Origin of the sequence: Haloarcula sebkhae, from assembly GCF_014647415.1 — an archaeon.
GTDB lineage: Archaea > Halobacteriota > Halobacteria > Halobacteriales > Haloarculaceae > Haloarcula > Haloarcula sebkhae.
The window spans coordinates 95,163-118,124 of record NZ_BMPD01000004.1 but is presented as its reverse complement, the minus strand read 5'-3'; the positions used below and the strand labels follow the sequence as shown (position 1 = coordinate 118,124).

The window sequence follows — 22,962 nt, the reverse complement described above, 5'->3', positions numbered from 1 at the left end:
CTTTCGTAGGGAGCGAAAAACCGAGAGGTCCCGGTGCTCAGTGTTGACCGTTATTCAGCCTTCCCAACAAGCAAGAACGTCTCCGGTCGCACCGCCTCGAACTCGACCGTGAACCCGTGCTGTCGGAGTGCGTTCGTGGCCTCGTCAGCGGAAAACCGTTCATCGACGGGCGGGCCGTTGCGACCACTGCCGGAAGCCGCCCAATCGGCGATGGCGAGCGTCCCACCAGATTTGAGCACCCGCGCAATCTCGCTCAGCGCCTCGTCGCTGGCGAATTCGTGGTACGTCATCGTCGAGAACGCCGCGTCGAGACTACTGCTATCGAACGGGAGGTCATCGATCCCACTCGTCACGAGATCGACGTTGTCGGGGACACCTTTCTCGCGGTAGTAGTCGTGCATTGCTTCTTGAATATCTACGGCGTACACGTGGTCGACGCCCGGTGCAACATCATCAGTGTAGAAGCCGGTCCCGCTCCCGAGGTCTGCGATCGTCTCGTCACTACCGGCCGCCAGCGCCCAGCAGAGCTCTTCGGCGGAGAGGGAACGATACCGTTGCTGTGCGTCTTCGAGCTTGTCGGCCCGGCCGGCATCGAACGTATGATACCCCATATTAGAGGTGCTGGAACGCCTCGTCAACGATTTCACCGGTGTCGGCGACGATGTCTGCCATCTCCTCGTTGTCGGGTGCCATCCCGACGAGGCGGGCGATACGCATAATCGAGACGTGATAGACGCGCTGTTGTCCGGGCTCTTCCTCCCAGATGACGACGTTACAGGCCATGAGCGCACCGAGTTTGTTGTCCGTCGCGTCGAGGGCACGGTCAGCGACCTCTGGGTTGCAGGCACCCAACACGTAGTACGGATCACGGTCTGCGTCGACCTTCTCGTTGAGCATCTCGGAGGGCGAGAACTCGACGGGGACACCGAATCCGGCGTCGGTGAACACGTCCCGGACGTGTTCGATCGCGTCTTCGTGACTCATTTCGAGCGTCGCCTGTTGTTCGCCGATGTCTTCAGGGTCGATCTGGCTCGGGTCGATTGGGAGTACCATTAGTGTGTTATATTGTGCCTACAGAACAAAGTCTCTTCGGATACACTGTCGGAACAGGGAGTGGGTTTTAAACTATTTATCGAGCAGAAAGGTCACTACTCGTCGATGTTACAACTGTAGCTTGTCGGCCGGATATGGACTACTAGCCGGCCCCTCAGAAGAGACATGGCTACAAAGTGGTCAGTAAATTAGGTCGGTAGCGAGTACTAGCACGATTTCTGAGTCGGATACACTTCTGGAATCCCGCAGGACAATTACCGCCTAATCGGTAGCCGATCTCAAACGGCCTTGCTCAATTAGGGGTTGCGCAAAGGGACGACGGGGGCGCCGCGCATGGAGTCCACAGTTGGTGAGGTTCCACTCTTGAATCTCGGATCGACTCTCCAAGAGATAATAGTATTGTATAGAATGTGCAAATATATAAGTGAATCCGGTGCGAATATCGTAGTGATGACTGACGAGCTAGAGGAGATCAGACGAGAAAAACTGAACGAGCTTCGTGGCCGAGACGAGTCGGATAGTACCGACGAATCTGAATCAGGAAACCTCTCCGACCCGGTTTCGATCGATGGAAAAGCCGAGTTGTCCGACATAACCACCGATCACGACGTGGTTCTGGTCGACTTCTACGCCGATTGGTGTGGGCCGTGCCAGATGCTCGAACCCGTCGTCGAAACCGTCGCCGCCGAGACCGCTGCGACAGTGGCGAAAATCGACGTCGACGCGAATCAGGAACTCGCCGCCGAGTACGGCGTTCGGGGTGTCCCGACGCTGCTTCTATTTGCTGACGGGGAGCCGGTCGAGCGACTCGTCGGAATGCAGGACGAAGCACAACTGCGTTCCGTTATCGCAGAATACGCCTGATTCGGGCGCTTAGGCACACTTGGGGCGAAACGGGAAGCAAAACCCATCTCATAAGCCAGGGAACTCGCAGCGATTCGTTTGGACACCTACCGGACGGTCGTGTACAACGTTTCACTCAGCGCTCGCGTCCTAACAGTTAATAGCCCACAATATTGTATTGTCCGCGAAACGCTTTCGCGTATACTGATCTAATTACAAGATATGGCCGATATGTCGTTGGTCGTCGACCACTCGAAAATGGTCTTGACGGCAGCAAATATCCTCGACGGCAATGACCACGCATGAGCAACGCGACTCCCCTCGCCTACGTTCGAGACTATCCCAGTCGACGTGCTCGTCGACAATGCAGCCATCTACACGAGACTGCCGGTAGTGTGGGCCTCACAGCTAGCCCCGTAGCAGTCCGCCGAGATTTGTTTTCCCTGGATTGACCGCTCCGGTGGTCACCGTGCATCGAGTAAGACTTAGGTATCTGTAATGTGTACTTGTGGGTATAGAGAACAATATTGGTGCCACTGACAGACTGACCCGCATCGCTGTTGGCCTCGGGCTGGCAGTTGTTGGACTGGCGACGCTCGGCGGCCTGTTGGGTCTGGAGACGACAGTCGGTGCCGTCGTGACACTGCTTGGTGTCGTCCTCGTCGCGACTGGCCTCGTCCGGGTGTGTCTCCTGTACCGACTGGTAGGTATCGACACGTCGGGTTCTCGGTAGGAATGGAACGGTTCCAGAACACCGGCCAGCCCGACTGGGACTGGTGGAGCAAACTCTGGCCGACGCCGGGCGCGACGCTCCGGACACTCGGCGTCGAGTCCGGCGAGTCCGTCGCCGAAGTTGGCTGTGGAAGCGGGTACTTTGCGCTCCCGGCCGCCCGTATCGTCGAGCCCGAGCCGGTGTACGCGCTCGATCTGGATGCTGCCCTCCTCGACGAACTCGAACACCTCGCCGCTCAACAGGGGGTCGAGAACATCGTTCCGATCCACGGCGACGCCCGGAACTTGTCTTCGGCGCTCCCCACCCGGGTAAACACACTCGTGGTAGCAAATACGTTACACGGCGTCGACGACCAGTCCGGCTTTATTCAGCAGGCGTTCCGTGCGATTGAGCCAGGCGGGAGCCTACTCGTCGTGAACTGGCACGACCGTCCGCGCGAAGCCACGACCGTCGCGGGCGAACCGCGAGGACCGCCGACAGCGCTTCGGATGACACCCGAGGAAACCGAGGACGCGGTGCTCTCTGCGTCGGATTTCACGCTTGAGCGGCAGGTCGAACTGCCGCCGTACCACTACGCCCTCGTGTTTACCCGATAGATATAGCGTCGCGCTCCCAGCGATGCTGTACTCGCCACACCTGCGATAATCTTGTTTCACTGCGCTGACCCAATTTTTCATAATCTTGGAATTTACGCACAATACTAATACGGATGAGGCCTAACTACCTCCTGTGAGACTCTCATGACTGACATCGAACCTGACGAAACCGTCGACGCCCGAGGCGCAGCCTGTCCCGGTCCGCTGATGGACCTCATCGGACAGATCCGAGATGCCGAAGCCGGTGACGTGGTTCGGCTCCTGAGCGACAGCGACCAGTCGCTCACGGACGTTCCGGAGTGGGCCGAAGAGGCCGGCAACGAACTGCTTGACATCGAGGAGTTCGACGATCATAACGCGTTCTACGTGGAGAAATCATGACTGAGCACGTCGTCATCGTCGGTGGCGGGACCGGTGGCACCGTCCTCGCGAACGACCTCGCCGATCGACTCGATGCCGAACTCGACGCCGGCGACGTCCGAATCACGCTGGTCAACGACGGGGCCGACCACGTGTACAAGCCAGTCTGGCTGTACGTGCCGTTCGGCCAACGCGAACCGGAAGACGGTCGGCGACCGCTCGATGAACTCGTCGACGACGTCGTCGACCTTCAAATCGATCGCGTGACCGAAATCGACACCGAAGCCCAGCGACTACGGTTCGACGGCACCGCCCCGGCAGTCGACTACGACTACCTCGTGCTGGCGACCGGGTCGACGCTAGAGCCCGAACGGATTCCCGGCTTCGCGGAAGGCGGGTACAATTACTACAGTGAGGCGGGCTCGACCGCCCTCCGTGACGAACTGCTGGAGTTCACCGAGGGGCATCTCGTGTTGAGCGTCATCGGGACGCCACATATGTGCCCGGCTGCACCACTCGAGTTCGTCTTCATGGCCGACGACTGGCTCCGCGAGCGCGGGCTCCGCGAGGACGTCGACATCACCTACACGTACCCGATCCAGCGCGTCCACGGCAACCCCCATATCGCCGAGTGGGCCCGGCCGATCATGGACGACCGCGGCATCGGGGTCGAGACGTTCTTCAACGCCGAGTCGATTGATCCCGAGGCGAAGACCATCACGTCGATGGAGGGGACCGAACTCGACTACGATCTCCTCGTGACGATTCCACCCCACGGCGGTATCGACCCCATCGAAGAGGCGGGGCTCGGCGACAATGGCTGGGTCGACGTCGACAAGCACACGCTCGAAGCGCAGGCTGTCGACAACGTTTACGCACTCGGCGATACCGCCGACACCGGTGTCCCGAACGCGGGCAGCGTCGCCCACTACCAGGCCGGCGTCGTCGGGCAGCGCCTCGCCAGCGAAATCCGCGGTCGTCCGCCGACAGCGACCTACGACGGGAAGACGCTGTGTTTCATCGAGACGGGAATGGACGCGGCGTCGTTCGTCGAGTTCGACTACGAGAACCAGCCGTCGCCGGCACCGCCCTCGGAGAAACTCCACTGGTCGAAGCTGGCGTACAACGAGTCCTACTGGCTCACCGCACGGGGGTTGCTCTGACCATGTCCGGAGAACAGGTCTCCGAGCAGACCGACCTCGAAGCGGCGATCCAGCAGAACCCCGAAGCCGTCGCCGAATTCGTCGAACACCTCAACGCTGTCAACGAACTGCTGGACGTGCTCTCGCTGGGCGAGAGCGCGCTCTCCGACGAGATGGTGCGTGAGCTCTCGACCACGGGCTCGACGCTCGCCGAGTCCGCAGACGGGCTTGCGACTGACGAGACCGTCGCCCTAGCCGAGACCGTCGGTGAGAACGGCGACGAGTTGCAGGATGCCCTCGAAACCCTGCTCGTGCTCCAGCGAAGCGGCACGCTCGACGAACTGGCCGAACTCGCCGACGTCGGCTCGCTGGCAACCGCCGCACTCGACGACGAGATGGTCACCTCGCTGGCTGGCACGGGTGCCGCGCTCGGCGAAGTCGCACAGACGGCAGCAGACGACGACACCCGTGACGGTATCGAGACGTTACTGGCGGGCCTCGGTGAAGCGGAGCGCAATCCGCCCGAGCCGGTCGGCCCCATCGGATTGCTTCGCGGGCTACGCGACCCGGACGTCCAGCACGGGCTGGGCTACTTGCTGGCACTTGCCGGCGCAGTCGGCCGTGAGCGCGCCGAGGAGAAAGCAGAATAGTTGGCCGCCGGAGACCTTTGCGCGATTAATCGTTTCAGACGAGGAGTTGGATATCGGCGTCAGCCATGTCCTGCAGCGCTGTCGCAGCGCCGACGCCGGTGGTGACGCCGTCGTAGAAGTCGGCCTCGTCGTAGTCCATCAGGTCGATGGTCATCTGACAGGCCTGGAACTCTACGCCCATGTCGAGGCTCGTCTCGATGAGTTCCTCGATAGTGGCGGTGTCGTTGTCCGCGATTTTCTTCTCCATCATCTTCGTCGTCACGCGGTCCATGCCGGGGAGCGCGGCGACGGCGTTCGGCACGGGCATATTCGGGTTCCCCACGGAGCTCAGCTTGAGGTTTTTCGAGCGCTCCTCGTGGAGGATGTCCAGCCCCCAGAACGTGTGGAAGACGGTCACCTCGTACCCGAACGCGGCCGCAGTGCTTGCCAGGATGAGCGGCGGGTACGCCATGTCGAGTGTCCCCTTCGTCGCGATGATGCTCATCTTCTTTGCGTCGTCCGCACTGGTTGCCTCGTCGAGCGCGTCTTCCAGTTCGTCGACGCGGGCGGCCAGCTCCGCGCGCGATGGCGGATCATCGGAGGGAGCATCGTCGGATGGCGCGTCTGGTGTGTCCGTGCTCATCGTTACTCCGTCTTGCGCACGTAGTGCTTGTACACGTCGTCGCCCTCCTCCTGATCGACGAGCTCGACGCCCTCGGTGCCGGCGGCCCAGCCGTCGATGTCGCTCATGCTTCCCGGGTCAGTCGCCAGTACTTCGAGGACGTCGCCGGTGTCGAGGTCGTCGGTAGCCGACTTCGTCTTCACCACTGGCATGGGACACGATGCGCCTTTCACGTCGAGCGTCTCCGCGATGTCAAATTCAGCGTTCATTGGTTATTTGCTCCGTTAGATTGTCTTGGAGCTATCGCACAATACCATCCGGTCAAGTAAAAGATTGTTGGTTCTTGGGTTTTTAGCAAACAACTGTCGCCCCACATATATGGCGATGATCGTTTCAAAGCCCATTATAGGCCGTATTTAGCACCTAAATAGATTGGACCGACAAATAGTATTGTTTAGTATTTGCACTACTATGCAAATGCTTTTGTGTATCCGCCCGGTAGAAACGAGTGCACAACATGAACGCTGACGACTTTCCGACACCGGACGTTGACGTGGAATCGACTGATCCGGAATCGCTCAAAAACCGCATCGACGCCGGTGAGGACGTAATGCTCCTCGACGCGCGCATGCAATCTGATTACGACGAGTGGCGCATCGACGGCGAGAACGTCACGTCGATCAACGTCCCGTACTTCGAGTTCCTTGAGGACGACATCGACGAGGGGGTCCTAGACCGGGTCCCCGACGACCGCGAAGTGACCGTCCTGTGCGCGAAAGGCGGCGCAAGCGAGTACGTCGCAGGCACACTCGCGGAACACGGCTACGACGTCAACCATCTCGAAGACGGCATGAACGGGTGGGCAAGTATCTACGAGGCCGTCGAGGTCGAACGCTACGACGGCGCCGGCACACTCCTGCAGTACCAGCGGCCGTCCTCGGGTTGTCTCGGCTATCTCCTCTACAACGACGGCGAGGCCGCTATCATCGACCCGCTGCGGGCGTTCACCGACCGCTACCTCGAAGATGCCGCCGACCTCGGCGTCGACCTGCAGTACGCGCTCGATACGCATATCCACGCCGATCACATCTCCGGCGTTCGCGACCTCGACGCGGAAGGCGTCGAGGGCGTCATTCCAGAGGCCGCCGTCGACCGCGGCGTCACCTACGCCGCGGAGCAAAGCTCCACGGGCCCTGCCTCGCAAGCTCGGCAGGACGCCGACGGCCTGACGACCGCCGAAGACGGCGACACGTTCGACGTCGGCGACGCGACTATCAAGACAGTCTCCACGCCCGGCCACACGACCGGGATGACCTCCTACCTCGTCGACGGGAGCCTGCTTGCAACCGGCGACGGACTCTTCATCGAGAGCGTCGCTCGCCCCGACCTCGAAGAGGGCGACGAGGGCGCGCCCGAAGCCGCACGCATGCTCTACGAGTCGCTTCAAGAGCGCGTGCTACCCCTGCCCGACGACACGCTCGTCGGCGGTGCGCACTTCAGCGACGCCGCCGAGCCCGCCGAGGACGGCACCTTTACCGCACCAATCGGTGAGTTCGTCGAAGAAATGGACGCGCTCACCATGGGCGAGGACGCGTTCGTCGAGCTCGTCCTCTCGGATATGCCGCCGCGACCGGCCAACTACGAGGAGATCATCGCGACGAACCTCGGGCAGAACGCCGTCGACGACGAGGAAGCGTTCACGCTGGAGCTCGGGCCGAACAACTGCGCCGCTAGCCAGGAATCCCTTGCGGGTGACTAACCACGCCAATGGTGATTGAGGCACTCCCACTGCAAGTAACCGCCGAACTGTTTCCGAACGGCATCAGTCGCTACGCCGTCGGTGGCCTGCTAGTCGGGCTCGGGACTGTCGTCATCTATCTCGGCACCGGCATCAGCGCCGGCGCGAGTACATTTCTTGAGTCGACGCTGTCGTACGTCTCGGAACGGTCCCGGTTCCAGCAGTACGTCAGTTCCCGTGACTGGCGCGTCGTGTTCACGCTCGGTATCATCCTCGGGGCGGCCGTGTACGCGGTCGTCTATCAGGGCGGCGCATGGACCACCGACGTCCAGCCGTGGCGACTCCTCCTCGGTGGGCTATTCGTCGGTATCGGAACACGCGTCGGGAAAGGCTGTACGTCGGGCCACGGCGTCTGTGGCGTCGGCTCAGCGTCGAAAACGTCGATTATCGGCGTCCTGACGTTCCTTGCAGTCGCCATCATCACTGCACAACTGGTTTCCGCACTGGGGGTGAGTCCGTGAGCTGCGAGAGTCGAGCGGAGCGAGAGTCTCGAAACAAGCGAACGGGAGCGACCCGGGGGAGGGACACGTGAGCGACGACCGCCACCCCGCGTTCATGCCGCTGATTCTCGTCGGCGGCCTCGTCTTCGGGTTCGGACTGGCGTACAGCCACATGGCGCGCCCGGAAGTCGTTCTGGATTTCCTCCAGTTCGAGGACTTCGGGCTGGTATTCGTGATGTTCGGCGGCGCTGCCGTGACGGGCGTGACCTTCTTCCTCGCGCCCCGCCTCCTCAGCCGCGCGCCGCTGACTGGCGATACCTTCGAACGGCGTCTGAAGTCCTTCGACCGGAACGTCCTGATCGGCGGTGCCATCTTCGGCGTCGGCTGGGGACTGTCCGGCATCTGTCCGGGGGCCGCCTACGCGAGCCTCGGTATCGGCAACGTCACTATCCTCTGGGCGCTCGCCGGGATGTTCATCGGCGCGTATCTCCAGGGCTACTGGCGAACCCGGAGCGAGACTCGCGAGACAGCCGCGACGGGCGCAGACTAGCCGTTCGGTGTGGTCTGTAGCAGGTATATTATGAACGCGCTCATCCGTCCGTCAGAGGGCAGTTTTTGCCGGATCGTGCGTGCATTTGTGTGAACCGTACACAAGTCTTATTACCGCGTAGCGGCTACGAACAGGTGATAACGATGCCAGATTCGATGTCTGAACAGCTCCGCCGGGATATGCAATGTGAGGGGCTGTTGGAATGTTTCCACGGGCTCAAAGAACTCGACAAAGAATGCTTTCGGGCGCTCGTCGAGGCTGACGAACCACTGACCGTCGACGAACTCGCCGACGCGGTCGACCGCGAGCGCTCGACTGCGTATCGCGCCGTCCAGCGACTCCTCCAGACGGGGTTCATCGAGAAGGACCAGATCAACTACGACCAAGGCGGCTACTACCACGTCTACTCGCCAACGGACCCGTCACAGATCGCAGGCGAGATGCAGCGGATGCTCAACGACTGGTACGCGAAGATGGGCCAACTGATTCAGGAGTTCGAGAACAAGTACGAACAGTCCGACACTTCAACTCCTACTGCCGAAAGCTAACGCCGCCGTCTTCTCTCGATCGCCCTCTGTCACTCCCGTGCCGAGCGGATTTCTGTATGTGATCGGCTGGTTGTCACTATTCTTGGCAGATGAGTGTTATTGTACCTATTACACATTTCTATTGTCACTCACGTCGATATAGCTGATACTCGACTATATCCAGTTCGCTCGCGGCGACTGTACGCCTTCGCCCAGTGGTACGACCACAGCACAGAGAGAGCGTAGTGCTCGAGTGATTACTTCACTGCATTCTCTGCTGGCAGACGCTGTGAGGGGTTCCGGTCGACAATTGAGGACAGTGCTACCCACTCGTCGTGGTTAGTATGTGAGGACATTTCCGGGGACCGTTCATATTGCTGGACGGTGACAGGGCTTATATGAACGAGGTTGATTTCCTGGTCATCAGCTTCGGGTCCGGGTTAGACGTGGCAAACGCCGCCGCGAACCAGAGACAATCAGTCGCGGTCGTGGAAAAAGGCCCCCTCGGCGGGACGTGTCTCAACCGTGGCTGTATCTCTTCGAAGCGGTTGTTGTATCACGCCGACGTGCTGGAGACCGTCGAGGTCGTCAACGGTGCGGAGGAGGGCACACAGGTCCGGGTCGACACGGTGCTTTCCGGAACTCGAAGACGAGGACAGCGACTACCACGAACTGTACCAGACCGTCAAGGACGACACGGCCGTCTGTGACTACTGTTCCAGTGCGTTCGGCGTCGAAGACGCCGTCGCCGACTCCGGGCTCGTCACGCTGGACGAGCATGACGGCCACCCGAGTATTCGCTCGCTCGTCGACGACGACTACGAAATCATCACGTTCTAATCCCAGGCGCGGGGCGGTCACGTTCGACCTCACTGTGGCGAATCCTCGACCTCATACGGTCGTGAACGCAGTATGGGAACCGCAGATGATCGATAGCCAGTAGCCCACGCAGTTACCCGGACCTCACTCAACGCTTAGTACCGCAGCGACACGAGGGCCTGTATGACGGACCCGTTCGTAGTCATCGGTGGCGACGCAGCCGGACTGAGCGCCGCAAGCAAATTCGCTCGCGAGGCACCGGACCGTGAGATGATTGTCTTCGAAAAGGGCGAGTGGGTGTCATACGCCCACTGCGGGACGCCCTACTACGTCAAAGGGACTGTCGAGCGACTAACGGACCTCCTCTCGCTGTCGCCCGAACAGGCGGCCGAACGGGGGATCGACCTCCGTCGGAACCACGAGGTCGTCGGCGTCGACACCGACGCCGAGGCAGTCACCGTCACCCACGGCGGCGAGACGTTCAGCCAGCCATACAGCGACCTGCTGGTCGCGACGGGCGCACACGCGGTGACCGGGCCGATACCGGGGGCGGAACTCGACGGCGCGTTCACGATGCACGGGCTCGATTCGGCCGCCGCGGTCCGCTCCGCGCTCTCCAAGCCCGGCAGCTCTGCCGTCGACACGAGTATCGAATACGTCGATACGACGCTCGTCGAAAAGTACACAGAGTGGAAGCCACCAGAGCGAGTCGCCATCGTCGGCGGCGGCTACGTCGGCGTCGAGATGGCCGAGGCGTTCCGGGCTCACGACATCGAGACACACCTCTTCCAGCGATCGGGCCACCTCCTGCCGCCGTTCGGCGAAGCGGTCGGCGAACGCGTTGCCGACCACCTCCGGGAACAGGGCGTGACACTGCATCTGAACACCGCTGTCGAAGAACTCGCCGGCGACGAACACGGGCACGTCGCGTCGGTTGCACACGGCGACGGCACGACCGATGTGGACCTCGCGCTGGTCGGTATCGGCATCCGGCCGAAGACAACCCTCGTCTCGGACACGCCAGTCGAACTCGGAGCCTCCGGTGCGATAGCGGTCGACGAGTACGGGGCGACGAGCGTCGACGGCGTCTACGCCGCCGGAGACTGCGCCGAGGACAGCCACGCCGTGACCGGCAAGCCTGACTGGGTGCCGCTCGGACTGACCGCGAACCGGGCCGGCCGCGCAATCGGGCAGACCGTCGCCGGCGACCCCTCGCCCGTCGGAAACATCGCCGGGACAGCCGTCGTGAAGGCGTTCGACCTCGAATGCGGTCGCGTCGGCCTCCTCGACCACGAGCAGGCCAGCGCGAACGGCTTCGACCCGGTATCAAAAACAGTCACGGCCGGCTCCCGGTCAGGGTACTACCCCGGCGGCGACGACACCGACGTGACGCTGGTCGCAGACCGGAAGAGTGGTCGCCTGCTGGGCGGGGCAATCGTCGGGGAAGACCGGGCGGCGATACGTATCGATACGCTCGCGACGGCTATCGAGGCGGACATGAGCATCGACGAACTCGAACAGCTGGATCTGGCCTACGCACCACCGTTTAGCCCCGTCTGGGACCCGGTGCTGGTCGCCGCCAAAGTTCTCAACGGACAGCTATAGGGACACGGCCCGGAACGTCACAGTCGCTTCACCCCGCTGGCGACAGCGAGGTACAGCGGCAGGGCGAGCAGGAGGACGCCACCAAGCAACCCCCAATCAGTGAGTCCGAGCGGGACCGTCCCGAAGTAGACGTTGAGAGGGGTGTACAGCACAGCGAGTTGCAGGAGTATCGACCCGCCCACTGCGGACGCTAGCCACCGATTGGATAGCGTCGGTGTCTCCCGGAGCCAGCGGATCACGTACAGTTTCTCGAATTCGAGGAACACGAACCCGGTGAATACCATCGTCATCGCGTAGGGCGTGACTGCGGGTGCGCCGGCAAGCGTGGCCAGTAGCAGTCCGAGCATCACAGTTGTCGAGATGACGCCTGTGCCCCCGATGAGCGCGAGCATGTCGTGGTCGACGATTCCCCGGTTCGGGTCTCTGGGCGGTCGCTGCATCACGTCATCGCCTTTCGGGTCGGCCCCGAGCGCGAGTGCTGGCAGACCGTCGGTCAGGAGATTAATCCACAGCAACTGGACCGCCGGCAGGACGAGGTAGCCAAAGAGCGAAGCGATAAACACGATGGCGACTTCGGCCACATTGGCACTCAGCAGGTAGCCGACGAACTTCCAGACGTTGTCGAAGATAGCCCGTCCGCGTTCGATTGCCCGCTCGATCGTCGCGTAGTTATCGTCCAGCAAAATGACGTCGCTGGCCTGTTTCGCCACGTCAGTCCCACGGTCGCCCATTGCGACGCCGATATCGGCGTTCCTCAGCGCGGGTGCGTCGTTGACTCCGTCGCCTGTCATTGCGACGGTGTGGCCGTTTGCCTGCAACGCCTGCAGGATCCGGACCTTGTGCTCCGGGGACGTGCGTGCGAACACGTCCACAGACTCGACACGGTCACGGAGCGCCTTATCGGAGCAGTCCTCGACGTCACGGCCTTCCATCACGCGCTGGCCTAATCCGAGTTCGCCGGCAATGGCTGCAGCGGTCCTGACGTTGTCACCGGTGACCATCTTCACTCCAACGCCTGCACGCTCGGTCGCCGCGATAGCGTCGGCGACCTCTTCGCGGGCTGGGTCGATCATGCCGACCAGCCCGACGAAGATCAGGTCGTCACTGACATCGTCGGCCTCGCCGGTCGTATCATCGCGTTCGACCACGTCGGCATCTTCTGTGTACGCCACTGCGAGTACCCTGAGTGCGTCGTCAGCGAACGCCCCGACTTGCTCCCTGATCTGCTCGGCTCCGTCGGGCGTCAGGTCCGCCGGTCCGGTATCGGTGAGGACACGGGCGCACTTCGAGAGAATTACTTCAGGTGCGCCTTTCACGTAGACCGTGTCACCGTGAACAGTACCCATCCACTTGCGCTCCGACGAGAACGGGATCTCGTCGGTTCTGGGATGTTCTTGACGGAGGCGTTCGACGTCGATTCCGGACTCATCAGCCGCTGTGACGATGGCCCGCTCCGTTGGATCTCCCCCTTCGAGCGTCGCATCGCTACATAGTGTCCCTGCGCGGAGCACCGTGGCAACGCGGTCCGGTAGGGTCTCCCCGTTCATCTCGTCACTGTCGACAACAGCGTCGTTGACCCAGAGCCGACTGACCGACATTCGCCCCTCGGTCAGCGTCCCGGTCTTGTCCGTACAGATGACATCGACGGACCCCAGCGCCTCGACGGCGGGCAAGCGCCGCACGAGCGCGTTCTCGTCGGCCATCTTCCGAACACCGAGGGCCAGCGTTAGCGTCACAACCGCTGGCAATCCCTCGGGAACGGCGGCTACGGCGAGCGATATCGCGGTGAGTGCCGCCTGAACCAGTTCGGTCCCCTGGAAGACGAGGAGCGGAACCACAAGCACAGTGAGGATCATCACGCCGACGCCGAGCGTCCGCCCGAGCGTGTCGAGTTCGGTCTGTAGCGGTGTGTCGGTCTCCGCTGTGTCCGCGAGTTGTTGGGCGATGGACCCGACCTCAGTGTCCATCCCGGTTGTCGTGAGGACGGCAATAGCCGAACCGCGCGTGACGTTCGTCCCCTTGTACACCATCGATTCGCGCTCCGCAAGCGGTGCATCGGGGGCCACCGGGTCGGTTCCCTTCGAGACCGGCGTACTCTCACCGGTGAGTGCTGCTTCGTCTACCTCCAGAGACTGACAGTCAATCACTCGACCGTCGGCTGGAACGACGTCGCCGCTCTCCAGTTCGATAACATCGCCCGGAACGAGTTCGGTCGCGTCGGCCTCGACGGACTGTCCGTCGCGCCTGACTGTCGCGGTTGGAGCGGTCAGTTTCCGCAATGATTCGAGTGTGCCCTCTGCGCGGTAGTCCTGAACGAAGCCGAACAGGCCGTTCCCGACCACAATCACGGCGATCAGTACTGCGTCGACAGCGTTGCCCGCCCACGCGGACAGTATCGCGGCCGCGACGAGAACCCAAATAAGGGCGCTATCGAACTGGGCGACAGCGATGTCGAGTGGTGTCCGTTCACTCCCCTGCGTTATTTCGTTCTCGCCGTGTCTGTAACGCCGAGTTCGGGCTTCTGCCGGCGAGAGCCCATCAGCCTCGCTGTCAAGCCCCGAAAGAACGTCGGTAGTTGGTTGCGTGTGGGCGGCTTCGGGCATGGAAGTCTGATCTGCCGCTATGTTGATATATGTTTGTCCCCACAGTACGGTGGTTCTTCCTTGAGCCGCTGGTTTCGACAGTTGAGGAGACGTATCGGACTCGTGATAACCGCACCCCTAATGAGTGGACAAGCGGAGATCCGAGGCGCAGATGTGAGCGTCGTATCCCGGGATCTGGTAATGGCAGACTAGCGATGAGCGAGTACTGTCACGAACCGTCCCGCGTTAGGGTTCGGTCCGTCCCGTCAGGTCATCTGGCACGAGACGGTAGAATTCGAAGGTCACTTCGCGGAGCGGGCGTTCGAAGATGTCGATCAGCGGAATTTCGACGTGTTCGAGCCCTTCTAGCGTTTCCGTCTCGATTCCCTCCCGTTCGACGTCTTCGAGCCGACCGCTGGCGACCACACTCTGCCACCCCGTATCCGTCTCGCGATGCGTCACGAAGGTCGCCGCGCGGTCGCTGAGTTCGCCCTTCGACTTCTCCGTCCCAACAGCCAACCGAAAATAGAAGGTGGTGTTCGGCGTGTCGTACCCATACGAAACCGGAACCGAGTGTGGCGGCGCGTCGCCGGCGGCGAGCGAGAGGACACCCGTCCCCCCGTTGTCCAGAAACGCGTCCCGTTCCTCGTCGGTCAATGTAACCGGGTTGTCCGCGGACATAGTTAGTGTCACGTCAAGAACAACAATAAGTGCACGGTCGCATCGTATCTGACTGTTGTCCTGCCGAGGAGACGGTAGAGACCGTACTCGGTCGGGCCCAAACGGACCAGATCGCGTGTCCTGTCATTCGTCGACGCGCTGGTCTCGGGCGTTGACTGCGAGTACAGGCATGTCGGCGTGCCTGATGATCCGTTCTGTCGTGCTTCCCATGAGGAACCGATTGAGACCGGTCCGACCGGCTGTTCCCATAGCGATCAGATCGATGTCGTTCTCCTCAGCGTACTCAAGAATATCTGCTGCCGGGAATCCACTGACGACCCGTGTGACAGTTTCCACTCCGGATTCGCGTGCTCGTGCCGCAATCCGCTCAGTCACTGTCTCCCCTTGCGATTCCAGGGACTCGATCAGGTCTTTCGGCAGCGTGTATTCGGAGCCGGTTGCGATATTGCTGAGATTGACGACGTTCAAAGCGTGAACGCGGGCGTCGAACTGCGCTGCAATCTCGCACGCGGGCTCAACTGCGGCCGCTGCGGGTGCGCTTCCGTCCGTCGGAACGAGGATATCGCCGTAGGGAGCGGTGTCGCGACTCCGGTCGGTTGCACGGACGGTGAGAACAGGGACATCGGCCTGCCGAACGACGCTCTCTGTCACGCTCCCGGCGAGATATCTCCCGACGCCTGTGCGGCCGTGTGTTCCCATAGCAATCATGTCCACATCGTGATCGTCGCGGTATGCGCAAATCTCGTCAACTGGATCCCCCGTGTGGATAGTCGTCTGTATCGCTCCGGCGGCGTCCACCGCGTCCGTGATAGCCGCGATTGTGTCTTCGGCGTCGGCCGTCATGCGGTCAAGTGTCTCGTCTTCGAGATCGTCACCGCTGAATGGCCCGCCTGCTGGTCTCGTATCGATGACAGCTATGACGTGCAGGCTCGCGCTGAACGCACGGGACAGGGCTGCCCCGTGCTCGGCGGCCCGGGTCGCGTGTTCGCTGCCGTCAGTCGGGATCAGAATTGAATTGAACATTGCTGTGTTTACGAATTGTTGCTGTCAGTAAATAAACTGCAGTCGCGATTCTCACGCTATTAGAAATCCAGCGGCTGAGATCGGCGTCTCGAATATTTTGACTGCGTTATCGGTAGTACTCGTCGGCGGATCTCCCAGAGTATGAGGGGTGGGCGTAACAATTGTACAGTTATTACCAGATTCTATTAGAGATATATTCGTTTGAAAGCGACATGAGAGCTGTTACTGACTGTCCTACTGAAGGGCTTCAGTAGACTACTGTGGACCACCACTGGTTTGCGCCTCTTCCGCCTCGCCCTAGCCACCGGCATCGACTATGCTGAAGAGTTCGCGCCAGTTTTCCTCGTCTTCACTTTCTGGGAGCTGGCTGCGGAGGGAGTAAAACTCAGCGGCCGGGACTACTGTATGCATCAGGTCAACAACGACGCGTTCGTGGGACGCTACGTCCGACGGTTCAGCCCTTTCTATTTCGGCGAGCGTCGACGAACTACGTCCAGTCAAACCGCTGGCCGTGGTCGTGGACGGCGCCGGTCATATACCGCTTAAGCCTGATTCCGGAGAGATAACAGTATCTGTAGTGTGATCAGCCACTCCCTCAGAGCGGTCCGCTCTACTTTTTTTATCGTGGGGTTGCATTCGTGATACGTAACTGGATGATCAGACGCGACCTATGACAATCGACCAATTAGAAGAGTACGGACTCGAACAGATGGACGACGAAGCGATTCGGGAATTCCTCGCGACACACTCGACCGGAGTCTTGGGGCTGCCGACGACAGACGTCCCGTATCTGCTGCCATTATCGTACGGCTTTGATGACGGAGCATGCCTCTATTTCACCTACCTCCTCGGCGAATCAAGCCGGAAAGCCGAACTGACTGAGCGGGCCGGCCGTGGCCGGTTTCTCGTCTATGACATCGACACCCAGTTTGAGTGGCAGAGCGTGATGCTTGCCGGCGATATCAGCAGTGTGCCGGAGGACGACTGGTCGGATATCACGGCGATGACACAGAACGCCTGGCGACCCAACACGCTCCAAGCGGCCACCACCTCCGGCGGGGTCGCACTCTACGAGTTCGAGATAACAGATCTCGCCGGTATCCGACAAACCGGACTGGCACCCGACTTCCGGGAGAACATCGAACCGTGACTGTGGCTGGCCTGTGACAGGAAACGGCGCTTAAGCGATTGAAAATACGGTATTTTAGCAAAATCCGACTGATTGCGCTGTGGCTGCTCGCCATACATAACAATAGATTATTGGTGTTTGATAACTATCAAAGGGTTGAAAAATAAGATGGCGACCATTTCCGCTAGTATGCACGACACAATTGTGGTTGTGACCGACGGCAGTGCCCACGCGAACCGCGCAGCGACACACGCGCTCGAACAGGCCGAGCAACACGGTGCCGAGCTTGACGCAGTCTTTGTTGTCGATACGGATCGACACGCAGAGCCAGCACTGAGCAGCATAGAGCTGGAAACTATCGAGGTCGAGGAATGGGGGAACAAAGAGCTCACGGAAATCGCTGAGAGAGGCGACGGACTCGATGTCGAGGTCACCACTCGGTGCTGTCACGGGAAACCGTACGTGGAGATTATCAGCTATGCCGACGAAGTCGACGCCGACCTGATCGTGCTTGGATACCACGGCCATTCCCACAGCAAAGGCGACCAGATCGGAAGTGTGACCGACCGAGTTGTCCAGAACGCGGGACGCCCGGTACTGGTGGCTACCTGAGTGAGTGACACAGAGACCTTTCAGACGGGCATACACCGGCGAAGCTGTCTCGGAGCACTCACCTCGGCGTTAAGATTCGGGCACGACAGCGACCGCGACCGAAACCGATTCCAGTGCAACCGCCCGAAACGTGACCTGAGAGATGTTCCAACCGACGGCTGACTGGATTAGTCCCGGTCAATCCGCAATGTTGATTGCCGTGCTGGGACTCGCTACGCTCGGAACGGTGGCGCTGTTTTTCGTCGCGGCGGCCAGTACACACCGACGCCGGTCGCGGCCGTACGTTCTGTTGACTGTCGCTATCGGGTTGCTGGTCCTTCGGTCGGTGGTCGGCATCGGGACTGTCCTCGGGGCTGTCCCGATGGTAGTACATCACCTCACCGAACACGGGTTCGATTTCCTCATCGCGCTGCTGGTGCTGAGTGCGATCTATTCGGTCGCGCCGCCGAGCGTCCCCGACTGACCGGCGTTTCGACGGTCACACCATGAACCATTTGATGTCGTCTAGTGTATTATCTAGTATGTCTGACTATGCACCAGCCCTGACACGCCGGCAGTTCGTCGTCGGGACCGCGACAGTCGTGTCGCTCTCGGGGTGTCTGGGGGCCAGTGAGGAGATGGAACCGGTCAGTATCGAAAGCGGCCAGAACTGTGACCAGTGTGGGATGGTCATCGACCAGCACCCGGGACCAACCGGTCAAACGTACTACCAGGACAACACGCCCGAGGGACACGACCCACCGGCACGGTTCTGCAGTACGACCTGTACGTATCGGCACCGGTTCGCCAAAGAACAGTCGGGATGGACGCCGGCGGAGACGTTCCTGACCGACTACAGTACAACTGACTACGAAACCCAGACCGACGGGGGCAAGACCATCATCTCCCGACATCTGGGACGAGAAACCTTCGCTTCGACGGAAACCCTCACCGTCGTCGCAAGTTCCGACGTGGAGGGCGCGATGGGAACCGCTATCGTTCCATTTAGCGACAGCGCGGACGCTGAGTCGTTCGCCGAAGAGTACGGCGGCCAGACCCTCCCTGCCGAGGACATAACCCGAGAACTGGTGGGTGGAATGTAAGCGAGTTCCCGCGGAGTGAGAACGTCCGATACCCTGTTGTCCCGGTGGCTGGAAAGCCGTACTGAAGACTATGTCCACGGTTACTGAGCAAGTGCGTTCCCACGTCGAGTCCAAACCGGGAGTCCATTTCAACGCGCTTGCAGCGGATCTCGATATCGCGACTGGGCAGGCACAGTATCACCTGCGGAAACTACGCCGTGCCGGCGACGTCGTCGCCGAAGAGGTTCAGGGCAAAACGCACTATTACAGCCAGGAGTACGGCCCCTGGGAGCGACGTGTGCTCGCGTTTGCCCGGCGAGAGACTGCGCGGACGATTCTCCTGCATCTGCTGGAAGCGGAGTCCCTGTCGGCAGACGAACTGACCGACCGGCTGGGAGTCGCCCGGAGTACGGTCTCCTGGCACGTTTCTGCACTGGCTGACGCAGAGATACTCGAAAAATCGTATGGCGAACGGGGGCGTGTCGTCGTCGCTCTGACTGACCCGGACGAGACACGGCGGCTGCTCTCGGCGGTCCGTCCGTCGCTCACGGACCGTCTCATCGACCGGTTCACGCGGCTGGTCGACGATGGGCTCGCGGCCGCAACGGATGACGGCTGACTCAGGCCGCATCCGTCGCAAGCATCGCCCCCACGAATGTGAGTCCCCACCAGAACAGGAGCGAGAGGGCGGCGACCCACGTCGGGACGAACGCTGACCGACCCGGAACAGCGACGTACAGAACCTGATTGAACACGAGTCCGCGGTAGGCTCCCGCCGGGGTCATAGCGAGCGCACCGCCGAGTGTGCTCGTGGTGACACCGCTATCGAGCCCCGCGAACACCGCCAAGTCGCCTCCGACGGTGATGACAAGCAGTCCGGCGAGTGCGAGCACGAGCGCTCGGCCCCGACTGCCGGCGAGCGCCGACAGCAAGAACGCGATAGTCAGCGACGAGAGCGCGTACAGGCCCGTCAGCGCGATGAATCGGATGAACAGGAACGGCGAGTCGACGCCGCGATGGCTCGCGAACACCGTTGTCTCCGGGCCCGCGGTCGTCGCCACGTTGATGCCCAGCGCCAGCAACGGGACGACGACAATAGTGAGCAACAGCAGGGCACGACCAGCGTACACCCCGCCGACGTACGACCACGTCGAGAGTGGGTAAGTGTCGAGTATATCGAGTTCTCCCCGGACGGCGGGGTCGGCGATCGCGCGATAGCCGACCGCAAAAGCAAGCGTCGGCACGAGTACTTCGACCGCAACGAGCGTGTCGACGACAGTGGGGACGTAGCCGCCGGCGGGGCCGCCACCGGCATAGGCGAGGCCGAACAGGACAATCCCCGTGACCACACCGAGCGCGATATAGGTGCGTGTCCTGACTGCACTCTGTACCTCTCGGACGAAGACCGTCCAGAACCGGTTGCTCTCCGTCATGCCTGCTCCCCCTCCGGAGCGGCGATAGTGGCTCTGTCCTGTTCCAGAAGCGCCGTGAACGTCTCGTGGAGCGGCCCGCCGGTCTGTTCCCGGAGCGATTCGACCGATCCGGTTCGGACGAGGCGACCGGATTCGAGGACCACCAGTCGGTCAGCCGTCTCCTCGACGAGCGGCAGTTCGTGCGAGCAGAGAACCACAGCGCGACCGGCGTCGGCAATCGACTCGACGATATCGAATATCAGCCGACTCATTGCCGGATCGAGGCCGCTCGCCGGTTCGTCGAGCATCACGATCGGCGGGTCACCGGCCAGTGCCTGTGCGATTCCCAGGAGACGCGTCATCCCTCCGGAGAGCCCTGAGACGGGACGAGCAGCCACTTCTTCGAGGCCGACACGTTCGAGCAGTCGGTCCGGATCGTCGTCGACGAGGTCCGCGTAGAATCCGGCCGTCTCCCGGACGCTGAACCCCGGCCGGAAGGTCGGCCGCTGTGGCAGGTAGCCCAGCTGGCGTTCGGCCGCAGGCCCACCGTACGAGACGGTGCCACTGGTGGGTCGCTCGACGCCCAGAAGCATACGCAGGAGCGTCGTTTTCCCGGACCCGTTCGGGCCGATGAACCCGGTTACGGCATCGGACGGAATGTCGAGTGACACCTCCGAGACGGCCGTTACATCGCCGTACGTCTTCGTGATTTCGTCCGCCGTGAGGTACGTCTCGCCAGTCATGCTGGTTCCTCTATCGATGTCTCGTTTCGAAGACGCCTGACGGTCTCGGGATTCGCGGGGGCTGACAGGGGTGCCCTGTCGACAATGGTTCCCCGGCGGAAGCCAGGCGTGGTGCCACGGAGTGCACGGAGACCACGGACGCTCGGTGCCGACCTGAGGACGACCGCAGCGTCGGTCTGGTGGAGGCGGCGGTCGACAGAATCGGTGGGTGAGTAGGACTGGCCCAGTGTTGGCCCAGTTCCGCCAGTAAGGTCGTACGCACCGCTCCAGTAGTTCCCCCGACCTTCGTGCGTGTACACGCGTAGCGGTCCCGGTCCCGAGATGGCATGGCGGTCGTTCGCGATGAAATCGTTCTCAGTGACGATGTTCGACGGGACGACTGTCGACGCCCGCACGCCGAGATCATTCCCGTAGAGGACGTTGTGCTCGTATAGGGACCGGTCGGCGTTTGTCGACATTGCCTGAGTAGTGTCGACTACCACGTTGTGTGCAATATAGCTCCGGGAGCCGGCTAACATGACGCCGCTACCGGAGTGGCGCACGTCGTTCCCGACGATGGCGTTCGCCATAGGGTTCGTCATGACGACGACGCCGGCGTACTCCTGTCCCCGGGCGACGTTGTCCGCGACGAGCGCCCGGGAGGTGTACATCAGGTGGACGCCGAAGCGGTTGTCCCGGAACGTATTGTTCCGAACAGCGGTCCCGTCGGCTCGGTGGAGGTACACGCCGTCACGCCCGCCGTTGAAGACCGAATCCTGCACGACGATCGATCCGTGCATCCCGATCACGCCCATAAATCCGTCCTGCCAGTCTGCCGTCCCATTAACCGTGCTGTTCTCCACAACTGCTCCGGGTGTCCGCCGCAGCACGACGCCGCTTGCGGGCGTCTCGACGGTGAGGTTCGCGACGTAGAGCCCGGAGGCGTTTCGACCGGTCACGGCAGCGTCGCTGTTGCCGTAGGCGGTCGTCACTGTCGCGTCCCAGGCGCTATCGTTGGACTTGGTCGGGTCGCCAGCCGTCGTGTTTCCGACGCCGACGATGTCGAACCCGGTGACACCGACCCGGTCGGCGGTCACTGTCACGACAGTGCCGTTGCCACCCCCGTCAAGCGTCGCTCCGGGGCCGCTGAGGGTGAGTGGCTTGTCTATCGTCACCTGCTCCTCGTACGTGCCGGCCGGGACGACGACCGTCGTGTTCGGCGGGGCCGAATCGACGGCCGCCTGAACCGTCGGGGCATCAGTTCCGACTTCCACCGAGACAAGTCGGTCTCGCCGCTGTCGTGCCGCCTGTACGGTGGCGTTCGTATCGTTTCGCCGCGGACCGACCTGCTCTCGGATTGCTGCCGCCTGTTCGAGGTCGAACGAGTGTCCCTTGAGACCCTCCCAATCGATGACTCGGCCGCCACAGCTATCGGCGAATGCTTCTGCGTCGTCCCGGTCGGCGAACGGCACAACCGCCGGTCCGGATGGCACCCGCGCTGAGCCGTTGACGACGTAGTGGGCCTGATTGGCTTCGACCCAGTCCGGCGGTGTGGCGGTCCGGAGCGAGCCATCGTCGCCGCACCTGACCGGCCGGTCACTGTAGTCGGAAACGTACACTACGAGTGGGTACCCGAACTGCTGCTCATGCCCCGGTTCCGTGAGTGCTGTCACAGCCTGATCTATGCCAACGTAGCCGACAACGTAGCGGTACTGTGAGTAGAAGACTTGTGCGCGGGGAACACTGATACTCCGGTTCTGGGCGATCTGTTCGTCAGCCATCGTAATGCCACGTTGGACAGTGTTATCGAACGCCACTGGTTCGGGGCGGGCACTGGTTGTATCGACGGCGAACGACGTAGCGAAAACCAGTGTACTGAGAACTACTGCGAGTAGCGCAAAGAACTGCACAGTCGTCAGGGCTGGTCGCATCTATCGGCACTACGAGTGGTGCCCCATTACAGTATGTGGTGTACCTCTCGAAACTGCCAGCACACCCACACACGGTCTGCCATGCCGGAAGC

General features: G+C 61.6%; 26 protein-coding genes and 2 pseudogenes. 18 read left to right on the top strand and 10 right to left on the bottom strand.

Annotation, left to right across the window (positions count from 1 at the left end):
* Positions 1-50 precede the first annotated feature (50 nt).
* Entirely contained in the window at positions 51-611 is a 561-nt protein-coding gene (locus tag IEY38_RS12905) for a class I SAM-dependent methyltransferase (protein ID WP_188978385.1), read from the bottom strand.
* A 1-nt stretch (position 612) separates the two neighbouring features.
* The gene (locus IEY38_RS12900) at positions 613-1,053 is read right to left on the bottom strand and encodes a DUF302 domain-containing protein (protein WP_188978384.1); all 441 of its coding nucleotides are present in this window, start codon (positions 1,051-1,053) and stop codon (positions 613-615) included.
* 450 nt (positions 1,054-1,503) lie between these two features.
* Between IEY38_RS12900 and trxA the strand changes: the two genes are divergently transcribed.
* From trxA to IEY38_RS12870, 6 genes are all read left to right on the top strand, one after another.
* Positions 1,504-1,917 carry a thioredoxin gene (trxA, locus tag IEY38_RS12895; protein WP_188978383.1) on the top strand — a complete coding sequence of 138 codons (414 nt, stop codon included), beginning with the start codon at positions 1,504-1,506 and terminating at the stop codon, positions 1,915-1,917.
* A gap of 487 nt (positions 1,918-2,404) precedes the next feature.
* On the top strand, positions 2,405-2,629 hold the full coding sequence (locus tag IEY38_RS12890; protein ID WP_188978382.1) for a YgaP family membrane protein: 225 nt from the start codon (positions 2,405-2,407) through the stop codon (positions 2,627-2,629).
* A 2-nt stretch (positions 2,630-2,631) separates the two neighbouring features.
* Positions 2,632-3,225: a class I SAM-dependent methyltransferase gene (locus IEY38_RS12885; RefSeq protein ID WP_188978381.1), complete on the top strand. Its 594-nt coding sequence runs from the start codon at positions 2,632-2,634 to the stop codon at positions 3,223-3,225.
* Between the two features lie 144 nt (positions 3,226-3,369).
* Positions 3,370-3,606, top strand: coding sequence for a sulfurtransferase TusA family protein (locus tag IEY38_RS12880; protein WP_188978379.1), 237 nt, complete (start codon positions 3,370-3,372; stop codon positions 3,604-3,606).
* Positions 3,603-4,748 carry an NAD(P)/FAD-dependent oxidoreductase gene (locus IEY38_RS12875; protein WP_188978377.1) on the top strand — a complete coding sequence of 382 codons (1,146 nt, stop codon included), beginning with the start codon at positions 3,603-3,605 and terminating at the stop codon, positions 4,746-4,748. Before IEY38_RS12880 ends, IEY38_RS12875 begins: the two co-directional genes overlap by 4 nt.
* Before the next feature lie 2 nt (positions 4,749-4,750).
* Entirely contained in the window at positions 4,751-5,377 is a 627-nt protein-coding gene (locus tag IEY38_RS12870) for a DUF1641 domain-containing protein (RefSeq protein ID WP_188978375.1), read from the top strand.
* Positions 5,378-5,411: 34 nt separating this feature from the next.
* Here IEY38_RS12870 and IEY38_RS12865 read toward each other — a convergent pair whose 3' ends face one another.
* Complete coding sequence (locus IEY38_RS12865) at positions 5,412-5,999, bottom strand: DsrE/DsrF/DrsH-like family protein (protein ID WP_188978373.1); 588 nt, start codon at positions 5,997-5,999, stop codon at positions 5,412-5,414.
* Between the two features lie 2 nt (positions 6,000-6,001).
* Positions 6,002-6,247 carry a sulfurtransferase TusA family protein gene (locus IEY38_RS12860; protein WP_188978370.1) on the bottom strand — a complete coding sequence of 82 codons (246 nt, stop codon included), beginning with the start codon at positions 6,245-6,247 and terminating at the stop codon, positions 6,002-6,004.
* A 248-nt stretch (positions 6,248-6,495) separates the two neighbouring features.
* On the opposite strand from IEY38_RS12860, the gene IEY38_RS12855 reads away from it, so the two are divergent.
* The 7 genes and pseudogenes from IEY38_RS12855 (at position 6,496) to IEY38_RS12830 (ending at position 11,717) form a co-directional block, all read left to right on the top strand.
* Positions 6,496-7,737 (top strand): MBL fold metallo-hydrolase, encoded by a 1,242-nt coding sequence (locus tag IEY38_RS12855; RefSeq protein ID WP_188978368.1) that lies wholly within the window; start codon positions 6,496-6,498, stop codon positions 7,735-7,737.
* Between the two features lie 8 nt (positions 7,738-7,745).
* Positions 7,746-8,237: a YeeE/YedE family protein gene (locus IEY38_RS12850; protein WP_188978366.1), complete on the top strand. Its 492-nt coding sequence runs from the start codon at positions 7,746-7,748 to the stop codon at positions 8,235-8,237.
* A 67-nt stretch (positions 8,238-8,304) separates the two neighbouring features.
* On the top strand, positions 8,305-8,766 hold the full coding sequence (locus tag IEY38_RS12845; RefSeq protein ID WP_188978364.1) for a YeeE/YedE family protein: 462 nt from the start codon (positions 8,305-8,307) through the stop codon (positions 8,764-8,766).
* A 143-nt stretch (positions 8,767-8,909) separates the two neighbouring features.
* Positions 8,910-9,314: a helix-turn-helix domain-containing protein gene (locus tag IEY38_RS12840; protein WP_005533265.1), complete on the top strand. Its 405-nt coding sequence runs from the start codon at positions 8,910-8,912 to the stop codon at positions 9,312-9,314.
* 377 nt (positions 9,315-9,691) lie between these two features.
* Positions 9,692-9,877 (top strand): annotated as a pseudogene (locus IEY38_RS21815) (dihydrolipoamide dehydrogenase); the annotation flags it as partial.
* A gap of 40 nt (positions 9,878-9,917) precedes the next feature.
* A pseudogene (locus IEY38_RS12835) lies at positions 9,918-10,133 on the top strand (hypothetical protein); the annotation flags it as partial.
* 162 nt (positions 10,134-10,295) lie between these two features.
* Entirely contained in the window at positions 10,296-11,717 is a 1,422-nt protein-coding gene (locus IEY38_RS12830; protein WP_188978360.1) for an FAD-dependent oxidoreductase, read from the top strand.
* 17 nt (positions 11,718-11,734) lie between these two features.
* Here the strand turns inward: IEY38_RS12830 and IEY38_RS12825 are convergent, their stop codons facing one another.
* The 3 genes from IEY38_RS12825 to IEY38_RS12815 form a co-directional block, all read right to left on the bottom strand.
* Positions 11,735-14,320, bottom strand: coding sequence for a calcium-translocating P-type ATPase, PMCA-type (locus IEY38_RS12825; RefSeq protein WP_188978358.1), 2,586 nt, complete (start codon positions 14,318-14,320; stop codon positions 11,735-11,737).
* Between the two features lie 225 nt (positions 14,321-14,545).
* The gene (locus IEY38_RS12820; protein WP_188978356.1) at positions 14,546-14,980 is read right to left on the bottom strand and encodes a pyridoxamine 5'-phosphate oxidase family protein; all 435 of its coding nucleotides are present in this window, start codon (positions 14,978-14,980) and stop codon (positions 14,546-14,548) included.
* Positions 14,981-15,103: 123 nt separating this feature from the next.
* Positions 15,104-16,003: a universal stress protein gene (locus IEY38_RS12815; RefSeq protein WP_188978354.1), complete on the bottom strand. Its 900-nt coding sequence runs from the start codon at positions 16,001-16,003 to the stop codon at positions 15,104-15,106.
* A 670-nt stretch (positions 16,004-16,673) separates the two neighbouring features.
* On the opposite strand from IEY38_RS12815, the gene IEY38_RS12810 reads away from it, so the two are divergent.
* The 5 genes from IEY38_RS12810 to IEY38_RS12790 all read left to right on the top strand — a co-directional run bounded on the left by IEY38_RS12810 (position 16,674) and on the right by IEY38_RS12790 (position 19,424).
* Positions 16,674-17,153 carry a pyridoxamine 5'-phosphate oxidase family protein gene (locus IEY38_RS12810; RefSeq protein ID WP_188978352.1) on the top strand — a complete coding sequence of 160 codons (480 nt, stop codon included), beginning with the start codon at positions 16,674-16,676 and terminating at the stop codon, positions 17,151-17,153.
* Positions 17,154-17,321: 168 nt separating this feature from the next.
* Positions 17,322-17,744 carry a universal stress protein gene (locus tag IEY38_RS12805; RefSeq protein ID WP_188978349.1) on the top strand — a complete coding sequence of 141 codons (423 nt, stop codon included), beginning with the start codon at positions 17,322-17,324 and terminating at the stop codon, positions 17,742-17,744.
* 187 nt (positions 17,745-17,931) lie between these two features.
* Positions 17,932-18,207, top strand: coding sequence for a DUF7471 family protein (locus IEY38_RS12800; protein WP_005533286.1), 276 nt, complete (start codon positions 17,932-17,934; stop codon positions 18,205-18,207).
* A gap of 58 nt (positions 18,208-18,265) precedes the next feature.
* Complete coding sequence (locus IEY38_RS12795) at positions 18,266-18,826, top strand: nitrous oxide reductase accessory protein NosL (protein ID WP_188978348.1); 561 nt, start codon at positions 18,266-18,268, stop codon at positions 18,824-18,826.
* A gap of 70 nt (positions 18,827-18,896) precedes the next feature.
* Positions 18,897-19,424, top strand: coding sequence for a winged helix-turn-helix transcriptional regulator (locus tag IEY38_RS12790; RefSeq protein WP_188978346.1), 528 nt, complete (start codon positions 18,897-18,899; stop codon positions 19,422-19,424).
* 1 nt (position 19,425) lies between these two features.
* Here the strand turns inward: IEY38_RS12790 and IEY38_RS12785 are convergent, their stop codons facing one another.
* Genes IEY38_RS12785 through IEY38_RS12775 form a run of 3 tightly spaced genes read right to left on the bottom strand, consistent with a single transcriptional unit; the run spans position 19,426 to position 22,870 of the window.
* A complete protein-coding gene (locus IEY38_RS12785; RefSeq protein WP_188978344.1) occupies positions 19,426-20,238 on the bottom strand; it encodes an ABC transporter permease in 813 nt (270 codons plus the stop codon).
* A complete protein-coding gene (locus tag IEY38_RS12780) occupies positions 20,235-20,960 on the bottom strand; it encodes an ABC transporter ATP-binding protein (protein ID WP_188978342.1) in 726 nt (241 codons plus the stop codon). Before IEY38_RS12780 ends, IEY38_RS12785 begins: the two co-directional genes overlap by 4 nt.
* Positions 20,957-22,870 carry a NosD domain-containing protein gene (locus tag IEY38_RS12775; protein ID WP_188978340.1) on the bottom strand — a complete coding sequence of 638 codons (1,914 nt, stop codon included), beginning with the start codon at positions 22,868-22,870 and terminating at the stop codon, positions 20,957-20,959. Before IEY38_RS12775 ends, IEY38_RS12780 begins: the two co-directional genes overlap by 4 nt.
* Positions 22,871-22,962: the final 92 nt, after the last annotated feature.